General features: G+C 40.0%; 14 protein-coding genes. 8 read left to right on the top strand and 6 right to left on the bottom strand.

Annotated features, from left to right (window positions below):
- Positions 1-77 precede the first annotated feature (77 nt).
- From tal to miaB, 4 genes are all read left to right on the top strand, one after another.
- Positions 78-1,028 (top strand): transaldolase, encoded by a 951-nt coding sequence (gene tal / locus DDU33_RS05290; RefSeq protein ID WP_005821216.1) that lies wholly within the window; start codon positions 78-80, stop codon positions 1,026-1,028.
- Between the two features lie 119 nt (positions 1,029-1,147).
- Positions 1,148-1,813, top strand: coding sequence for a 7-cyano-7-deazaguanine/7-aminomethyl-7-deazaguanine transporter (locus tag DDU33_RS05285; protein WP_005821218.1), 666 nt, complete (start codon positions 1,148-1,150; stop codon positions 1,811-1,813).
- A gap of 65 nt (positions 1,814-1,878) precedes the next feature.
- Positions 1,879-2,691 (top strand): type I methionyl aminopeptidase, encoded by an 813-nt coding sequence (gene map, locus DDU33_RS05280; RefSeq protein WP_108923569.1) that lies wholly within the window; start codon positions 1,879-1,881, stop codon positions 2,689-2,691.
- A gap of 67 nt (positions 2,692-2,758) precedes the next feature.
- Positions 2,759-4,186 (top strand): tRNA (N6-isopentenyl adenosine(37)-C2)-methylthiotransferase MiaB, encoded by a 1,428-nt coding sequence (gene miaB / locus DDU33_RS05275; protein WP_005821221.1) that lies wholly within the window; start codon positions 2,759-2,761, stop codon positions 4,184-4,186.
- A gap of 47 nt (positions 4,187-4,233) precedes the next feature.
- Here the strand turns inward: miaB and mpl are convergent, their stop codons facing one another.
- Positions 4,234-5,598, bottom strand: a complete 1,365-nt coding sequence (gene mpl, locus DDU33_RS05270; protein WP_108923567.1) for a UDP-N-acetylmuramate:L-alanyl-gamma-D-glutamyl-meso-diaminopimelate ligase — start codon at positions 5,596-5,598, stop codon at positions 4,234-4,236.
- Between the two features lie 93 nt (positions 5,599-5,691).
- Positions 5,692-6,429 (bottom strand): glutathione peroxidase, encoded by a 738-nt coding sequence (locus DDU33_RS05265; protein ID WP_108923565.1) that lies wholly within the window; start codon positions 6,427-6,429, stop codon positions 5,692-5,694.
- Positions 6,430-6,540: 111 nt separating this feature from the next.
- Here DDU33_RS05265 and oxyR point away from each other — a divergent pair, with 111 nt between their 5' ends.
- Together oxyR and fabR are read left to right on the top strand one after the other, a co-directional pair.
- Entirely contained in the window at positions 6,541-7,437 is an 897-nt protein-coding gene (gene oxyR / locus DDU33_RS05260; protein ID WP_108923563.1) for a DNA-binding transcriptional regulator OxyR, read from the top strand.
- Positions 7,430-8,050 carry an HTH-type transcriptional repressor FabR gene (gene fabR / locus DDU33_RS05255; RefSeq protein ID WP_005821229.1) on the top strand — a complete coding sequence of 207 codons (621 nt, stop codon included), beginning with the start codon at positions 7,430-7,432 and terminating at the stop codon, positions 8,048-8,050. Before oxyR ends, fabR begins: the two co-directional genes overlap by 8 nt.
- 190 nt (positions 8,051-8,240) lie before the next feature.
- On the opposite strand, the gene rsmC is transcribed toward fabR, so the two are convergent.
- Positions 8,241-9,227, bottom strand: a complete 987-nt coding sequence (gene rsmC / locus DDU33_RS05250) for a 16S rRNA (guanine(1207)-N(2))-methyltransferase RsmC (RefSeq protein WP_108923561.1) — start codon at positions 9,225-9,227, stop codon at positions 8,241-8,243.
- Positions 9,228-9,310: 83 nt separating this feature from the next.
- On the opposite strand from rsmC, the gene DDU33_RS05245 reads away from it, so the two are divergent.
- Entirely contained in the window at positions 9,311-9,718 is a 408-nt protein-coding gene (locus DDU33_RS05245; protein ID WP_108923559.1) for a DNA polymerase III subunit psi, read from the top strand.
- A gap of 111 nt (positions 9,719-9,829) precedes the next feature.
- Here the strand turns inward: DDU33_RS05245 and znuA are convergent, their stop codons facing one another.
- On the bottom strand, positions 9,830-10,750 hold the full coding sequence (gene znuA, locus DDU33_RS05240; protein WP_108923557.1) for a zinc ABC transporter substrate-binding protein ZnuA: 921 nt from the start codon (positions 10,748-10,750) through the stop codon (positions 9,830-9,832).
- Between the two features lie 412 nt (positions 10,751-11,162).
- Here znuA and rne point away from each other — a divergent pair, with 412 nt between their 5' ends.
- Positions 11,163-14,075 carry a ribonuclease E gene (gene rne, locus DDU33_RS05235; RefSeq protein WP_108923555.1) on the top strand — a complete coding sequence of 971 codons (2,913 nt, stop codon included), beginning with the start codon at positions 11,163-11,165 and terminating at the stop codon, positions 14,073-14,075.
- 46 nt (positions 14,076-14,121) lie between these two features.
- On the opposite strand, the gene rlmB is transcribed toward rne, so the two are convergent.
- Both rlmB and pssA read right to left on the bottom strand, forming a co-directional pair.
- Positions 14,122-14,862: a 23S rRNA (guanosine(2251)-2'-O)-methyltransferase RlmB gene (gene rlmB, locus DDU33_RS05230; protein ID WP_108923553.1), complete on the bottom strand. Its 741-nt coding sequence runs from the start codon at positions 14,860-14,862 to the stop codon at positions 14,122-14,124.
- 152 nt (positions 14,863-15,014) lie between these two features.
- A complete protein-coding gene (gene pssA / locus DDU33_RS05225) occupies positions 15,015-16,382 on the bottom strand; it encodes a CDP-diacylglycerol--serine O-phosphatidyltransferase (protein WP_108923551.1) in 1,368 nt (455 codons plus the stop codon).
- Positions 16,383-16,507 lie beyond the last annotated feature (125 nt).

The following is a 16,507-nucleotide window of genomic DNA, read 5'->3' as shown; positions in this document are numbered from 1 at the left end:
TTGTTACTAGGTTCTTTAGCCCGTTACTGTTATCATTACGAAGACTTTTTTTACTTATTTTATAGAGAGGAATTTTTATGAGCCAATTAGATGCTTTACGCCAAATGACTGTCGTGGTTGCGGATACTGGTGATATTGATGCAATCAAAGCGTATCAACCAGAAGATGCAACAACAAACCCATCATTAATTTTAAGTGCATCTGCACTACCTCAATATGCTCCATTAATTGATGAAGCGATTGCTTATGCAAAAGCTAAAAGCAATGATAAGGCACAACAACTGATCGATGCAGAAGATAAATTAGCAGTAAATATCGGCTTAGAAATTTTAAAAGTGGTGAAAGGTCGTATTTCAACAGAAGTCGATGCTCGCTACTCTTACGATACTGAGAAAACTATCGCAAAAGCTCGCAAACTTATTGCGTTATATAATGAAGCAGGGATCAGCAATGATCGCATCTTGATTAAAATTGCTTCAACTTGGCAGGGTATCAAAGCGGCAGAGCAATTAGAAAAAGAAGGGATTAACTGTAACTTAACGCTATTATTCTCTCAAGCTCAAGCTCGTGCTTGTGCGGAAGCTGGCGTTTACTTAATTTCGCCATTCGTAGGTCGTATTCTTGACTGGTACAAAGCAAATTCTGATAAGAAAGAATATGCACCAGCAGAAGATCCAGGTGTAGTTTCAGTGACTTCAATCTACAACTACTACAAACAACACGGCTATAACACTGTAGTGATGGGGGCAAGTTTCCGTAACGCAGGCGAAATCACAGAATTAGCAGGTTGCGACCGCTTGACAATTGCACCAGCACTATTAAAAGAGTTACAAGAAAGCGAAGCACCATTAGTGCGTAAGTTAGAGTACAAAGGTGAAGTGAAAGCTCGCCCAACGCCAATGACTGAAGCTGAATTCTATTGGGAACATAACCAAGATGCGATGGCAGTTGAAAAATTAGCGGAAGGTATCCGTAAATTTGCGATTGACCAAGAGAAATTAGAAGCGATGCTCTCAGCTAAACTTTAATAACTATCAAGCCCCTAAATAAAATTAGGGGCTTTACTTTTCCCTTTTTAATGCGTAGTATTCGTGCCCTTCTTTTCTTGGGTTCCCTACCCCCAACTTACGATATAAAAAGGAATAATATGAACTTACAACTTAATTTATCTGATCCTCAAAAACGTCATTCTTTGATCTTATTGACACTATTTCATATTTTTGTCATTACCATTAGTAACTACTTGGTCCAGATCGCCTTTGAGATCCCTCTGCCATTTAGCGATACGATTATTCCAACAACTTGGGGAACATTCACTTTCCCTTTTATTTTTCTTGCGACCGATTTGACTGTACGTGTCTTTGGTGCGGAGCTTGCTCGTAAGATTATTTTTGCCGTTATGATCCCTGCGCTCATTATTAGCTATGTGATTTCGGTTATCTTTTTCGAGGCAAAATTCCAAGGTTTTTCAGCTTTAGCTGACTTTAACACTTTTGTGTTCCGAATTGCATTAGCCAGTTTTAGTGGCTATGTCGTGGGACAATTGTTGGATATTTTCGTTTTTAACCGCTTACGCCAAGGTAAAAGTTGGTGGCTCGCACCAATGTGTTCAACCATTTTCGGCACACTTATTGATACTTTTGTTTTTTTCGCGGTTGCGTTTTACAAAAGCAGTGATGAATATATGGCAGAACATTGGTTTACGATTGGTACGGTTGATTATTCCTTTAAACTTTTTGTGAGCCTACTTCTTTTTCTTCCACTATATGGTGTGATACTAAATTTAATTGTAAAAAAACTACATTTAAAATAGATATTTGGGGATTATGCCGAAAAAAGGTATAATCCCTTTAATTTGAAAATGATTGAGAGAAACCAATGAGTAAAAATATTCCATTAAGAACCGAAGCGGAATTAGAAAAAATCCGCATTGCGTGTAAATTAGCTTCTGATGTGCTTGTTATGATTGAAGAGCATGTTAAAGAAGGCGTAACCACAGGCGAATTAGATCGTATTTGCCACGATTATATTGTCAATGTACAAAAAGCCATTCCTGCAAACGTAGGTTACCACGGTTTTCCTAAAGCTACTTGCATTTCATTAAATGAAGTTGTTTGCCACGGTATTCCAAGCGATGATAAAAAGCTCAAAAAGGGCGATATTCTAAACCTTGATGTTACCGTGATTAAAGATGGCTACTATGGCGATAATTCTAAAATGTATATCGTGGGCGAAACTAACGTGAGAAGCAAACGCTTATGTGAAGTTACCCAAGAAGCATTGTATGTGGGTATCCGCCAAGTAAAAGCTGGTGTTCGTCTGAAAGAGATTGGTAAAGCCATTCAGCAATATGTTGAGAAAGAAGGCTTCTCTGTGGTACGTGAATATTGTGGTCATGGCATTGGCGATCAATATCATATCGATCCACAAGTTTTACACTACAATGCTGATGACGGCGGTGTAGTATTACAAGAGGGCATGGTCTTTACGATTGAGCCAATGGTTAATGCAGGTAAAAAAGAGATCCGTAATATGGCGGATGGTTGGACAGTTAAAACTAAAGACCGTAGCCACTCTGCACAGTATGAACACGAAATTGTTGTTACCCAAGATGGTTGCGAAGTGATGACAATCCGTGATGAAGAAATTGCGGAAGGACGTATTAGTCGTATTATGAAAAACCTGGTATAAATTAGACCCATTTTTATAAGGTTAAAATACATTCACCTTTACTGAAATATTAGATAGATTTTTAATTATGGCGAAATTACATATTACAACTTGGGGCTGCCAAATGAACGAGTATGACTCATCTAAAATGGCAGATCTCTTAAATAGTACACACGGTTTAGAATTAACAGACAATCCTGAAGATGCAGATGTATTACTGCTTAATACCTGCTCTATTCGTGAAAAGGCGCAGGAAAAAGTATTCTCTCAACTTGGTCGTTGGAAAAACTGGAAAAAGGATAAACCTGATTTAATTATCGGTGTTGGCGGTTGTGTGGCTTCACAAGAAGGCGAACATATCCGTGAACGTGCACCTTTTGTGGATATTGTTTTTGGGCCTCAAACGTTACATCGTTTACCGGAGATGATTAACCAAATCCGTGGTGGTAAAAGCTCAGTCGTGGATATCAGTTTCCCTGAAATTGAAAAATTCGACCGCTTGCCGGAACCTCGTGCCGAAGGTCCAACCGCATTTGTATCCATTATGGAAGGCTGTAATAAATACTGTTCATTCTGTGTCGTGCCTTATACACGCGGTGAAGAAGTGAGCCGACCGGTTGATGATGTATTATTTGAAATTGCGCAACTTGCAGCACAAGGTGTACGTGAAGTAAACCTGTTGGGTCAAAACGTAAATGCTTACCGTGGCGAGACTTTTGATGGACAAATTTGTTCTTTTGCTGAGTTACTTCGCTTAGTGGCGGCTATTGATGGTATCGACCGTGTTCGTTATACCACAAGCCACCCAATTGAATTTACGGATGACATTATTGAAGTTTATAAAGATACGCCTGAGTTGGTAAGCTTCTTACATTTACCAATTCAAAGTGGTTCAGACCGTGTTTTAACCATGATGAAACGTAATCATACGGCATTAGAATATAAAGCTATTATCCGTAAATTACGTGAAGCTCGTCCGGATATTCAAATCAGCTCAGACTTTATTGTCGGCTTCCCTGGGGAAACGGCTGAAGATTTTGAACAAACGATGAAGGTGATTGAGCAAGTTAATTTCGATATGAGCTTCAGCTTTATCTATTCTGCTCGTCCAGGTACACCGGCAGCGGATCTGCCTGATGATGTGACAGAAGATGAGAAAAAAGAGCGTTTGTACCGCTTACAACAACGTATCAACAACCAAGCGATGCAATTTAGCCGTGCAATGTTAGGTACTGAACAGCGTATCTTAGTAGAAGGTCCATCGAAAAAAGATATTATGGAATTAACGGGTCGCACAGAAAACAACCGTATTGTTAATTTCCAAGGTACGCCTGATATGATTGGTAAGTTTGTTGATGTAAAAATTACCGATGTTTACACTAACTCACTCCGTGGTGATGTTGTGAGAACCGAAGATCAAATGGGCTTACGAGTGATTGAGTCTGCACAAAGTGTGATGAATCGTACACGTAAAGAAGATGAACTAGGTGTTGGAAAATACGTGGTAAATCTGTAAGAAGAAAAGAAAAAATAACCGCTTGTCTTTACAAGCGGTTAAATTTTTTATTTATTTTGCAATTTTGCGATAATTTTATTGTGAATACCGCCAAATGCGCCGTTACTCATCACTAAAATATGATCGGTTGGTTTGGCTTCTTCCGCAATCATCTCAACCAATTCATCAATGTTTGCCGACCATTTTGCCGGTTGTGAAAGTGCTTCGGTAATCACGCTAACATTCCAAGGGATGGTTTCTGGCTGATACACAAAAACAGCTTCTGCATCGGTTAAACTTGGTGCGATTTCTTCCTTATGAACCCCCATTTTCATCGTGTTGGAGCGAGGTTCTAAGACCGCTAGAATTCGTTGATCTTTGCCAACTTTACCACGCAGAGCGTTTATGGTCGCAGAAATTGCGGTCGGGTGATGAGCAAAATCATCATAAACGGTAATACCATTGACTTCGCCTTTAATTTCTAAACGGCGGTTTGCGTTAATAAAGCGATTTAACGCTTGGCAAGCACCAGCAACTTCAACACCAGCGTGATGTGCTGCTGCAATCGCCATCAATGCATTATGCATATTATGGCTACCGATAATGTTCCATTTTACTTCGCCAGCTTTGTTACCATGATGATAAACTTCAAAGTGCGAGCAATCGGCTGAAAGTGGTTTCGCAAACCATGCTTTTCCTTCTCCGATAAATTGTAGCTCGCTATAACTTCCCATCTTCAGTGTATCTTGTACGTTTTGATCATCTGCCGCAGATAAAATACAGCCTTGACTTGGCATTGTACGAACGAGGTGATGGAATTGGCGTTGAATCGCTTTGAGATCATCAAAAATATCGGCGTGATCAAACTCTAAGTTGTTGATAATCAATGTTTTTGGCGTGTAGTGAACAAATTTAGACCGCTTGTCAAAGAACGCTGAGTCATATTCGTCTGCTTCAATCACAAAGAATTTACTTGAGCCGGCTCGTGCCGAAATACCGAAATTACCAGCAACGCCGCCAATTAAAAAACCGGTATCAATCTGATTTTGATCTAAAATCCAAGCCAACATTCCCGTTGTGGTTGTTTTGCCGTGCGTGCCTGAAACGCCAAGCACCCAACGATCTTTAAGAAGATGATCATGTAGCCATTGCGGTCCGGAAGTATAATTCAGCTGATTATTAAGAACATACTCGACACAAGGATTACCTCGGCTCATTGCATTCCCAATAACAACTAAATCTGGCGCAGGCTGAAGTTGTTCAACATCATAATTAGGGATAATTTCAATGCCATGGCTTTCTAAAAAGGTGCTCATTGGTGGGTAAACATTCGTATCTGAACCGGTTACTTTATAACCTAATTCACGGGCTATCATCGCTACACCGCCCATAAAAGTGCCACAAATACCGAGAATATGGATATGTTTTTTCATTGCTTTCCTTTAAATTGAAAAATTTGGCTAAGTATAACAAAAAAGGCTAAGTTCTTATAGAACCTAGCCTCGTTAAGCAAAATTAATGTAACATTATTTTACATCAAAATATGCTTGTAAATCATCGCTACCACCGATGTGTTTACCGCCGATGAATACTTGTGGCACACTTGTACGGCCTGTAATTGCACGTACAGAAGTTGTTGAAGCATCACGACCTAATACGATTTCTTCGTATGGTAAGCCTTTCACTTCTAATAATGCTTTCGCTTTTGCACAGAATGGGCAACCTGGTTTAGTAATGATAGATACTGAAGGTTTTGCTTCCCAATTTGGGTTTAAGTATTTGATCATAGTATCAGCATCAGATACTTTGAATGGGTCGCCTGGTTCTTGTGGTTCGATAAACATTTTTTCAACAGTGCCGTTGTTTACGAACATAGAATAACGCCAAGAACGCTCGCCAAAACCTAAATCGTTTTTGCTCACTAACATACCCATACCACGAGTGAAATCACCGTTACCGTCTGGAATTACGGTTACATTTTCAGACTCTTGATCTGCTTTCCAAGCATTCATAACGAAAGTATCGTTTACCGATACACAAACGATTTCATCTACACCTAACGCATAGAATTCTTTTGCTAATTCGTTATAACGTGGTAAGTGAGTAGATGAACAAGTTGGTGTAAATGCACCCGGTAAAGAGAACACTACAACTTTTTTGTTGTTAAATAATTCATCTGTTGTTACATCAACCCAAGCATCGCCTTGACGTGTGTGGAAGGTTACGCTAGGAACTTTTTGACCAGTCATATCTTTTAAAGACATTTTCTTCTCCAATTGATTATTAAATTTAAAATTTTTACGCATTTTACCGTAAATATGTAATAATTCAGCTTATTTTATCAATAGGCAAGAATTATAAGGTAAGGAGATATCGTGAACATTCGAGATCTTGAATATTTAATTGCATTAGCAGAGTATAAACATTTTCGCCGTGCGGCGGATGCTTGTAATGTCAGCCAGCCGACATTAAGCGGTCAAATTCGCAAGCTGGAAGACGAATTAGGCACAATCTTATTGGAACGAACCAGCCGCAAAGTGTTATTCACTCAATCAGGATTAACGCTGGTAGAGCAAGCCAAAGCTGTTTTACGTGAAGTTAAAATTTTACGAGAAATGGCAAGCAACCAAGGAAAAGAAATGTCGGGTCCGCTTCATGTTGGGATCATTCCAACATTAGGTCCTTACCTTTCCCCGATTATTGTACCAGCAATGAAATCAGCATTTCCGGAGTTAGAGTTATATCTTTATGAATTACAAACTGCACAGCTTGTTGATCAATTAGCTGCTGGACAGTTAGACTGTGGGATTTTAGCGTTTGTTAAAGAAAGCGAACCGTTCATTGAAGTGCCACTCTTTAACGAAGAAATGTTACTTGCCGTATCAGATAAACACCCTTGGGCAAATTTAGGCACCTTAGATATTTCAATGCTAAAAAATGAGGAACTCCTTTTCCTTGATGACGGGCATTGTTTGCGTACACAAGCATTAGATTATTGTCTATCTGTTGGGGCGAAAGAAAGTCCACACTTTAAGGCAACCAATTTAGAAACCTTACGTAATATGGTTTCCGCTGGCGTAGGCATCTCATTAATTCCTAAGCTTGCGGCACAACCAACAAGCGGTGTGAATTATCTCGAATTTTGCGATCCAAAACCTTATCGCTCAATTGGTTTGATTTACCGCCCCGGCTCCCCATTGCGTATGCGTTATGAACGTTTGGCAAAAGGCATTGATGAACTCATGAATAACAAAGAAGGCTCGGATGAGTAGTCTCGGCGTTCGTGCTCAACAAAAAGAAAGAACACGCCGCGCATTAGTTGATGCGGCATTTAATCAGCTTAGCGCAGAAAAAAGTTTCAGTAACCTCAGTTTGCGAGAAGTCGCAAGAGAAGCAGGTATTGCGCCAACTTCGTTTTATCGCCATTTTAAAGATATGGATGAACTTGGTTTAGCCATGGTGGACGAGTCTGGTTTGGTGCTTCGCCAATTGATGCGCCAAGCCCGTAAGCGTATTGAAAACGGCGGCAGTGTTGTCGTGCTCTCTGTTGAAACGTTCTTTGAACTGATTGCCAGTCGCCCCAATGTGTTTAGACTTTTACTTCGAGAAAGCTCGGGGACGTCTCAAGCCTTTCGTACGGCGGCTTCTCGTGAAATCCAGCATTTCGTTGAAGAGCTAACCGATTATATCTTAATGCGAGAACCAACGATTGGGCGAGATATTGCTTATATTCAATCGGAAGGTTTAGTTACGCTTGTATTTACCGCTGGCTCGCATGCTTTAGATATGAATAACCAACAACGAGAAGAATTAAAAAAACGCGTTATGATGCAACTAAGAATGTTAATTCATGGCGCTACAGTTTATGCAAATCGGAAGCTATAATTGTTGTGAATTTCGCCGTTACACAAAAGCATTCGTAGGGACGCCACGCTGGCGTCTACTTCAGAGTATCCTGACAAAATACATTATTAACTGCATGACTGTCACTTTGCAGATAAAATTGTTTGTTTATATTGTATTTATAATGGACGCCAGCGTGGCATCCCTACAATGCCTTTTATCAAATTTCAGATTAAGCCTTAGCAGAATAAACTTTAAATTTAGTAGATTTCGCTAATAGCTGATGAGAACCAAATGCTTGATCTAATAAATCCGGATAAGGTAAAAAAGCATTTGCCACAATCCGCAATTCTCCACCTTTCGTTAAATGATTTTTCGCTTGTAGAATAAGACTTTCCACGGCTCGATAAGCAGTATCAATGCCATCGTGGAACGGTGGATTTGAAATAATTAAATCAAAGCGACCATCAATATGTGAAAATACATCGCTGGCAACTACCTTTCCTTCAAGTTGGTTTTCAGCAAGCGTTCTTTCGCTTGAAGCTAATGCCATTGCGTGAATATCACTCATTGTTAATTTAATTTTCGGGAACATTTTTTTCAAACTCACTCCGATCACACCAGCCCCGCAGCCTAAATCTAACACATTACCTTTTAATCCATCGGCTTTATGGAAGGTAGAAAGTAAGAGTTTTGTGCCACCATCGAGTTCTGATGAACTGAAGACAGCCGGTAAAGCAAAAATCTCTAATTCATTTAAGCGGTAAGATTTCCAGAATTTTTTGCAATCAAAATTTGGGACATTTTGTAGTTCAAAATGGTACAAGCCACAACGGCGTGCTGAGTCAATTTTGGCGATGTTGCCAAATGGCTCAAGCATTTTTTCAACCGAACGCACACCGGCACGATTTTCCCCGATAACCAGTAATTCTTGCCCTTGTGATGATTGCGATAACCACTGCAATAGTTGAAACTGACATTCTTGCTTGTTTTTAGTCCAGTAAAACACACCTAATTCTGCTTGATTTGCATTTTCTAAGCTAAATTCGACCGCTTGTCGATGATGAGCGTAATCAAAATAGTTTGTTAAAATATGGACTTCTCTTGCTTGCGTGAGCGATCGAGCGAAATCATCTCGTACATCGCCAAAAAATAAGATGGATTTGCCTTCAAACACGGGCAAATGACGTGCTAAAACTTCACTTTCAATGGATAACATAATTTCTGTATAAGGTTGAGAAAAGATTTCCCCATTCTACCGACTTTTGCTACTATTCCCTATCAATTTTTATGAGAAAAAAGATGAATAGACGAGATTTACTACTCAGCGAAATGGGTATTACACAATGGCAATTGAAGAAACCGGAAGTCTTAAAAGGCGATGCGCAAATTCGCTTGAATTCGGCGATAAAATTGGTGGTAATTTGTGAAGCTGATTATCAAAAAACCGGTTTATTCCGAGATGTATTGCATTCGCTTTCGCTACAAGATGTGGAATACCAATGGTTGGATAACGAGCAATCTCAACGTTTGAGCATCGATCATTCCATTTTACTTTGGCTGATCGAAGAAGAACAAGCGGGTAAAATTGCGCAACATTTTGCAAATCAAACGATTATTCAAACCGCTAGCTGGAACGAATTAGCGAAAGTGGAAGAAAAGCGGAAACTTTGGAAAGCGTTAGAACAATTTTGTAAAGTTATAGAATAACCGGATTTGTAGGGACACACTGCGTGTGTCCCTACATAATTAATTGAAATTCTTAGCAAATTTTCGGTAATTTACCGTAGAGCTAATTACATTAGCCCCATTTCCCAATCACTATTTTTCTGCCAAACATTGGCTAAATTCATCCGCTAAACTTTGTAAGAATGTCGGATAAGCATTTTTGCCCATTTCAATTTTAGCACCAAGTGGATCGAGCTGTCCGACTTTAACTTGTGTGCCTTTACTTAGACTTTCAATGACTCGTGGCGTAAATTGTGGCTCAGCAAATAAACATTTAGCCTGTTTTGAGCTCACGTGTTCTTTAATTTTCGCTAACGTTTTTGCCCCCGGTGCAACGGTTGGATTGATCGTAAAAGAGCCAAGTGGATGTAATCCATAAGCCGATTCAAAATAACCATAAGCTTCGTGGAATGTGTAGTAACCTTTTTCTTTAACCGGTGCAAGCTGTTTCTGTAACTCGACTTTTTTTGCGGTTAATACGGTCTTAAAGTTAGCTAAATTATCCGCAATTTTGGCTTCTTGTGCAGGATATTGTTGCGTCAGACGCGCGGCAATTTGTTCTGCCGCAATATCTGCCGCATCAGAGGAGAGCCAAATGTGCCAGTCTTTACTGTGATCGTGTCCATCGTGAGCATGGCTGTGTTCGTGATGACCGTGATCGTGGTCGTGATCATCGTGCTTTTCCGTTTTTGCAACAATTTCTGCAATGGCTGGCACTTCAGCTAAAGTCAGTACACGTTCTTTTGGTAGCTTATCAATACTCTTGTCTAAAAAAGACTCTAGCCCATGCCCAACCCATACAACTAACTGCGCAGAATTTAATTGTTCTACATCTGAAGGTTTTAAGCTGTAATCATGTGGGGAAGCGCTTACGGGCAATAATACTTTTGTGTCCGTTACACCATCTGTGATTGCATTTGCAATAAACCCTAAAGGTTTAATCGTTGTTAATACTTCTGCATGACTAAACAAACTTAAGGAAAGTAGGCTTAGCGATAGGATTGTTTTTTTCATTTTTGTCTCCTTTCAATTTAAACGCGAAGCATTCTATCAGAATTGATTTAATTTACCATATTTTTTTTATGGGATTTTTTAAGCCTCGTCAATAATGAATTTCTTTTGATTTACCTCATGAGAATTACCTTGCCTTTTCTTATGGCAAAATGCGATAATACAGCGTTATTTTATGCTCGATTTTTAGCATAAAAAACATTTTGAACGAGCCTGAAAAAGAGGCTAATGATTTGACTTTGCAGCCATTTTAGACAAACGAAATGAGCGTAAGACAAAGACTCTATGGCTAGACGAGAGACAGTCGGGAGATTGACACTATGCACCAAAATTTAACGTGCGCTAATCTCGATGTTTGGGGTATTCCCTAAAAGACACTAGCATGTAACAACAATAATGAAATAAGAGAAACACAATGAAAAGAATGTTAATCAATGCAACTCAAAAAGAAGAGTTGCGCGTTGCCTTAGTGGATGGGCAACGCCTGTTCGATTTGGACATTGAAAGTCCGGGACACGAACAGAAAAAATCCAATATTTATAAAGGGAAAATTACTCGTGTTGAACCAAGCCTTGAAGCCGCATTTGTCGATTACGGTGCTGAGCGTCATGGCTTCCTTCCTTTAAAAGAAATTTCCCGTGAATACTTCCCGGCAGACTATGTTTTTAATGGTCGTCCAAATATCAAAGACATTATCAAAGAAGGCCAGGAAGTTATTGTTCAAGTCAGCAAAGAAGAGCGTGGCAACAAAGGGGCCGCCTTAACGACCTTTATTTCTTTGGCAGGAAGCTATCTTGTTTTAATGCCGAATAATCCTCGTGCAGGCGGTATTTCTCGCCGTATTGAGGGCGATGAGCGTTTAGAATTAAAAGAAGCGTTAGATTGTTTAGATGTACCGGAAGACGTTGGTCTTATTGTCCGTACTGCTGGCGTTGGCAAATCGCCGGAAGAACTACAATGGGACTTAAAAGTTTTACTACATCATTGGGAAGCGATTAAAAATGCTGCGCAATCACGTCCAGCACCGTTTTTAATTCATCAAGAAAGCGATGTAATTGTTCGTGCGATCCGTGATTACCTCCGCCGTGATATTGGCGAAATTTTAATTGATAATAAAAAAATCTTTGAAAAAGCCAAAAATCATATTCGTTTAGTACGTCCTGATTTTATCAACCGTGTTCGCTTATACGAAGGCGAAGTACCACTATTCAGCCACTACCAAATTGAATCGCAAATTGAGTCTGCATTCCAGCGTGAAGTGCGTTTACCATCAGGTGGCTCAATTGTTATTGATGTAACTGAAGCCTTAACCGCTATTGACATCAACTCTTCTCGCTCAACACGTGGTGGCGATATTGAAGAAACGGCGCTAAATACTAACTTAGAAGCCGCTGATGAGATTGCTCGCCAATTACGTTTACGTGACTTAGGTGGGTTAATTGTTATCGACTTTATTGATATGACACCGGTTCGCCATCAGCGTGAAGTGGAAAATCGTATCCGTGAAGCGACACGCCAAGACCGTGCAAGAATTCAATTTAGCCGTATTTCTCGCTTTGGCTTACTTGAAATGAGCCGTCAGCGTTTGAGCCCTTCATTAAGTGAAGCCTCAAGCCATATTTGTCCTCGTTGTCAAGGTACAGGTAAAGTACGAGATAACGAATCTATCGCACTTTCTATCTTACGTTTAGTTGAAGAAGAAGCAATTAAAGAAAACTCAGCACAGGTTCATGCGATTGTGCCTGTTGAGGTTGCATCTTACTTATTAAATGAAAAACGTAAGGCGATTTCCGGTATTGAAAAACGTCATGATGTTAATGTTGTCGTAGTTCCAAGCGAAAGCATGGAAACACCGCATTTCAGCGTATATCGTTTACGTGAAAATGAAATTGTTCCAACGTTAAGTTACGATTTAGCAAAACATTACCATGAAAGAGAGGAAGAAGAACATTCTTTCCACCATCATGTAAATTCAGACGAAGCGTTAGTTAGCCGTAATGAGCCTGTTATTACGGTAGAAACGGTATTAAATAGCTCAGAACTTAATCTTCAACCTGCGCCAACACCAACCGAACCTGCGAAACCATCGTTATTTAGTCGTTTATTGGCGAAGTTAAAAGCATTATTTGCCACTGAAGAAAAAGTTGAAGAGAAGGCAAAAGCACAGCCACGCAATCCTCGTGAACGTCGTAATAACCGCCAACGCAATAACCGCCAAGAGCGTAAAACTCAAACACAACCAGATGAGAGTAAAGCGCCTAAAGTGGAAAAAGCGGAGAAGGTAAAACAACCTCGCCGTCAAATTGTCGAAGAGACCGTTGGCGTAACGGAAGAACCAAAAGCAACCGTAACAGAGCGTCGTCAACGCCGTGACTTACGTAAAAAAGTGCGTGTGGAAAATACAACGGATGTAACGACTGAAGAACCAATTGTGGTAGAAGAAGCGGTAAAACCGGTTGTAGAACAAAAAGTGCAACAGGTTGAGAAAATCCAACCGCTTGTCACACAGGATAATGTGACAAGTGAAGATGAAGCCAAAACGGAAAGCCGTGAAAATAATCGCCCACGCCGTTTACCTCGTCATCTTCGTGTCGGAAACCAACGTCGTCGTGAAAATCGCCAACGTGTACAAGCAATGTCTTTAGCTGCTGCGGTAGCATCACCGGAAGCCGCAAGCGGTAAGATTTTACTTACGCCTGTACGTACAGCTAAACCGACACAAGATAAAACAGCATTCTTATCTGTTGATGAAATGTTAGAACAACAATCTCCGGAAATGAATGTAAAATCAAATGAGGGCTCTTCGGAAGAAAGAGTGGCTAACTCAAGTGTTCCATTTGGTGCTTTTGTTACACAACAAACCAATCGTGATCTTGTTAAAGAAAAACACGAAGAAAAAGCGATCTCTGTTGAGCAAGAAACTAAACCGGAAGTAACATCGGTTGAAGAACATATTGCGCCATTTGGCGGAGTGGTTAGCCAACATTCGGATAGAGATTTGGTTAAAGAGAAAAATGAACGTGTGCAGAAGTTTAAAGCTCAGGCAACCATTGCACCTGCTATTGTAGAAGAAACATCTTCAATTATTGAAGTACCTGTTTCAACTTATCAAAGTAGCTATGTGTTTGAAGGACATTTAGGGACATTCTCACGTGTTCAGCATACTCGAGTTGAAATGACAAGAGCCGAAGCCCCTCAAGAGCAACGCTCTGATTATGAAGTTAAGGAATGGCTAAGCTCTAAATACTATTTCTATGGTAAAGGGTTTGGTGGTCATTCAAGTGCGGTAAGCCATGTACATTCTGCACCTCGTGTAGCTACAAACTAATTACTCAAATGAAAAAAGAATCGATGTTTCCATCGATTCTTTTTTATTATACCGATAATTTTTGCCGGACAATTTCAAATAAACAAACACCGGTCGCAACAGAAACATTTAATGATGAGACCGAACCTGCCATTGGAATACTAATCAATTGATCGCAATGTTCACGCGTTAAGCGTCGCATTCCATCGCCTTCTGCGCCCATCACAAGCGCAATAGCGCCTGTTAATTTGGCTTCATAGATACTTGAAGTTGCCTCGCCTGCCGTGCCAACAATCCAAACGTTATACTGTTCTTGAAGCTCTCTCATTGTTCGAGCCAAATTGGTTACCCGAATAAGAGGTACTGTTTCTGCCGCACCACAAGCCACTTTACGGGCAGTTGAAGTTAATTGTGCCGATTTGTCTTTTGGCACAATTACTGCATCAACACCTGCTGCATCAGCGGTACGCAAGCAAGCGCCTAGATTATGCGGATCGGTAACGCCATCCAAAATCAATAATAAGGGTTGCGACTTACTTGCTAAAATGCGATCTAAATCGTGTTCGTTGAGTTCTTTTTGTGGCACGACTTTGGCAATAATGCCTTGATGGACTTCGCCTTGCGATTTGTTATCTAATGTTTGGCGGTTTACTTGCTGTATTGCAATGCCCAAACGTTGTAATTCATTTAACAACGGAATGAGCCGTTTATCTTCACGCCCTTTTAATACAAACACCTCAATCAAACGCTCTGGTGCATTATCAAGAAATGCTTTAACCGCGTGAATACCATAAATTTGTTCGCTCATTTTTTTCCTTTATTTAAAAGTATATAAACCTTTAACTTAATTAGTAGGGACGCCACGCTGGCGTCCATTTTACTTGACTTATATTTAATGGACGCCAGCGTGGCGTCCCTGCATATCCTTTTATTGTACTGTTAGTACTATTACGCAATAAACTATAAAAGCATTTTAACTACTTTATCTAGTTTAACCTGCCCGAATTTCTTCAGTAACTTACGCACATTTTCTGGATAATCTTTTAGCTGTTCTAAATCACTATAATGGGTAAGCACAGTCGTATGGGTACGAATTTGCGCTAATTCTGCCTGAGATTTTTCGGTTAATTCGCCTTTCGGATCTGAAATTAACACCGCATTTTCTGCATCTAATTTCCAAGCACGTGGGTTTAAATTATTGCCTGTGAGTAGAATATAACGTTCATCAATCCATACACCTTTTAAGTGATAGCTGTTCTTGTCATCTTTCCACAAGCGGATTGTTAATTGCCCATTTTGAATATAGTGATCAAACTTTTTCGCAAACGCTCGTAAATTTTTCTCATACAAATACGGCAATGCCGATGCCATCGTAAATTTTTCTTCAGGTGGCGTGAAAAAGTCGTTCGCCGTTTTATCGCCGACAATAATTTCTATTTGCTTGCCATTTTCCAATAACCACTCAATTCGTTGGTTAATTGAACGAGGAAAATTGAAATAAGGTGTACAAATCGTTAATTTTTGTTTTACTTGGAAAAACAGAGCTTCAATCGTTTTATTCAGCGGATTTTTACGCCCTAGCCCGACCAATGGCGAAACCATTAGCTGTTCATTATCCATTAGCTGCCCATTAAAACGATATTCCTGTTGGCTAAGCTCCTTACGGAAAGCTTTTACAAGCGGTCGAATTTCAATGGTTTTTGGACGATTTGTTTGATCCAAACGATTTACCGCCGGGTTAGTCAAAATATTCTGCTGAATAAAATTAACCCAACTGTCTGCCAGCGTTTTATTTTCTATTTGATGATAGCGGTCGTAGCGATAACGCTCAAACTGCTGCAAATAGACGTTGTTGATACTGGCTCCGCTATAAAGCAGAATATCATCAAACACAAAACCTTTTAGGTGCAACACGCCGAAGATCTCACGTTTATTGACAGGAACGCCATAAAACGCAATCTCTTGCTCCGTTGGAAGGGCATATTTTTCACGAATTTGGGTGTACCAGTCAGCGTTTGAACTTTGGGTTTCTTCGCCGATACGCCCACGTTGCGCCCTATGCCAATCCACAAGGATTTTGATTTCCAGCTGTGGGTTAGCTAATTTCGCTTGATAAAGTGCATCTAAAATCTCTTGCCCAGCTTCATCTTTTTCAAAATAGAGAGCGGTAAGATAAATGCGAAATTTTGCTTGTTTGATTAACGCTAAAATTTGTTGTTTAAACGCAGTGCTGCTTGTTAGAAAATCCACTTTTTCTACCGCTTGGGGTATGAAGGTGAGATTGTCTAAGTGGCGTTTTGCACGGGTTTGTTTATTTAGAATAAGCATTGTTAGTCCTCTGTTACTTTTCTTTGCGTGTATTGAAACACGCTCAGATGGTTCAGAAGGTAGTTCTAACCGCAACAAGCGGTGAGTTTTAATCAGTTTTTTGTAATATCTATTTTGTAGGGGTG

Source organism: Actinobacillus porcitonsillarum, from assembly GCF_003101015.1.
GTDB classification, from domain to species: domain Bacteria; phylum Pseudomonadota; class Gammaproteobacteria; order Enterobacterales; family Pasteurellaceae; genus Haemophilus_A; species Haemophilus_A porcitonsillarum.
The sequence above is the reverse complement of the archived record's forward strand: the minus strand, read 5'-3'. Positions and strand labels throughout refer to the sequence as shown.

What these genes read in the sequence shown, in the direction of transcription:
- rsmC (WP_108923561.1), bottom strand. Translation starts at nt 9,227, where the DNA reads ATGTTATCCATTGAAAGTGAAGTTTTAGCACGTCATTTGCCCGTGTTT.
- fabR (WP_005821229.1), top strand. Translation starts at nt 7,430, where the DNA reads ATGAGTAGTCTCGGCGTTCGTGCTCAACAAAAAGAAAGAACACGCCGC.
- DDU33_RS05285 (WP_005821218.1), top strand. Translation starts at nt 1,148, where the DNA reads ATGAACTTACAACTTAATTTATCTGATCCTCAAAAACGTCATTCTTTG.
- DDU33_RS05265 (WP_108923565.1), bottom strand. Translation starts at nt 6,429, where the DNA reads ATGTCTTTAAAAGATATGACTGGTCAAAAAGTTCCTAGCGTAACCTTC.
- tal (WP_005821216.1), top strand. Translation starts at nt 78, where the DNA reads ATGAGCCAATTAGATGCTTTACGCCAAATGACTGTCGTGGTTGCGGAT.
- miaB (WP_005821221.1), top strand. Translation starts at nt 2,759, where the DNA reads ATGGCGAAATTACATATTACAACTTGGGGCTGCCAAATGAACGAGTAT.
- rne (WP_108923555.1), top strand. Translation starts at nt 11,163, where the DNA reads ATGAAAAGAATGTTAATCAATGCAACTCAAAAAGAAGAGTTGCGCGTT.
- DDU33_RS05245 (WP_108923559.1), top strand. Translation starts at nt 9,311, where the DNA reads ATGAATAGACGAGATTTACTACTCAGCGAAATGGGTATTACACAATGG.
- mpl (WP_108923567.1), bottom strand. Translation starts at nt 5,598, where the DNA reads ATGAAAAAACATATCCATATTCTCGGTATTTGTGGCACTTTTATGGGC.
- znuA (WP_108923557.1), bottom strand. Translation starts at nt 10,750, where the DNA reads ATGAAAAAAACAATCCTATCGCTAAGCCTACTTTCCTTAAGTTTGTTT.
- rlmB (WP_108923553.1), bottom strand. Translation starts at nt 14,862, where the DNA reads ATGAGCGAACAAATTTATGGTATTCACGCGGTTAAAGCATTTCTTGAT.
- pssA (WP_108923551.1), bottom strand. Translation starts at nt 16,382, where the DNA reads ATGCTTATTCTAAATAAACAAACCCGTGCAAAACGCCACTTAGACAAT.
- map (WP_108923569.1), top strand. Translation starts at nt 1,879, where the DNA reads ATGAGTAAAAATATTCCATTAAGAACCGAAGCGGAATTAGAAAAAATC.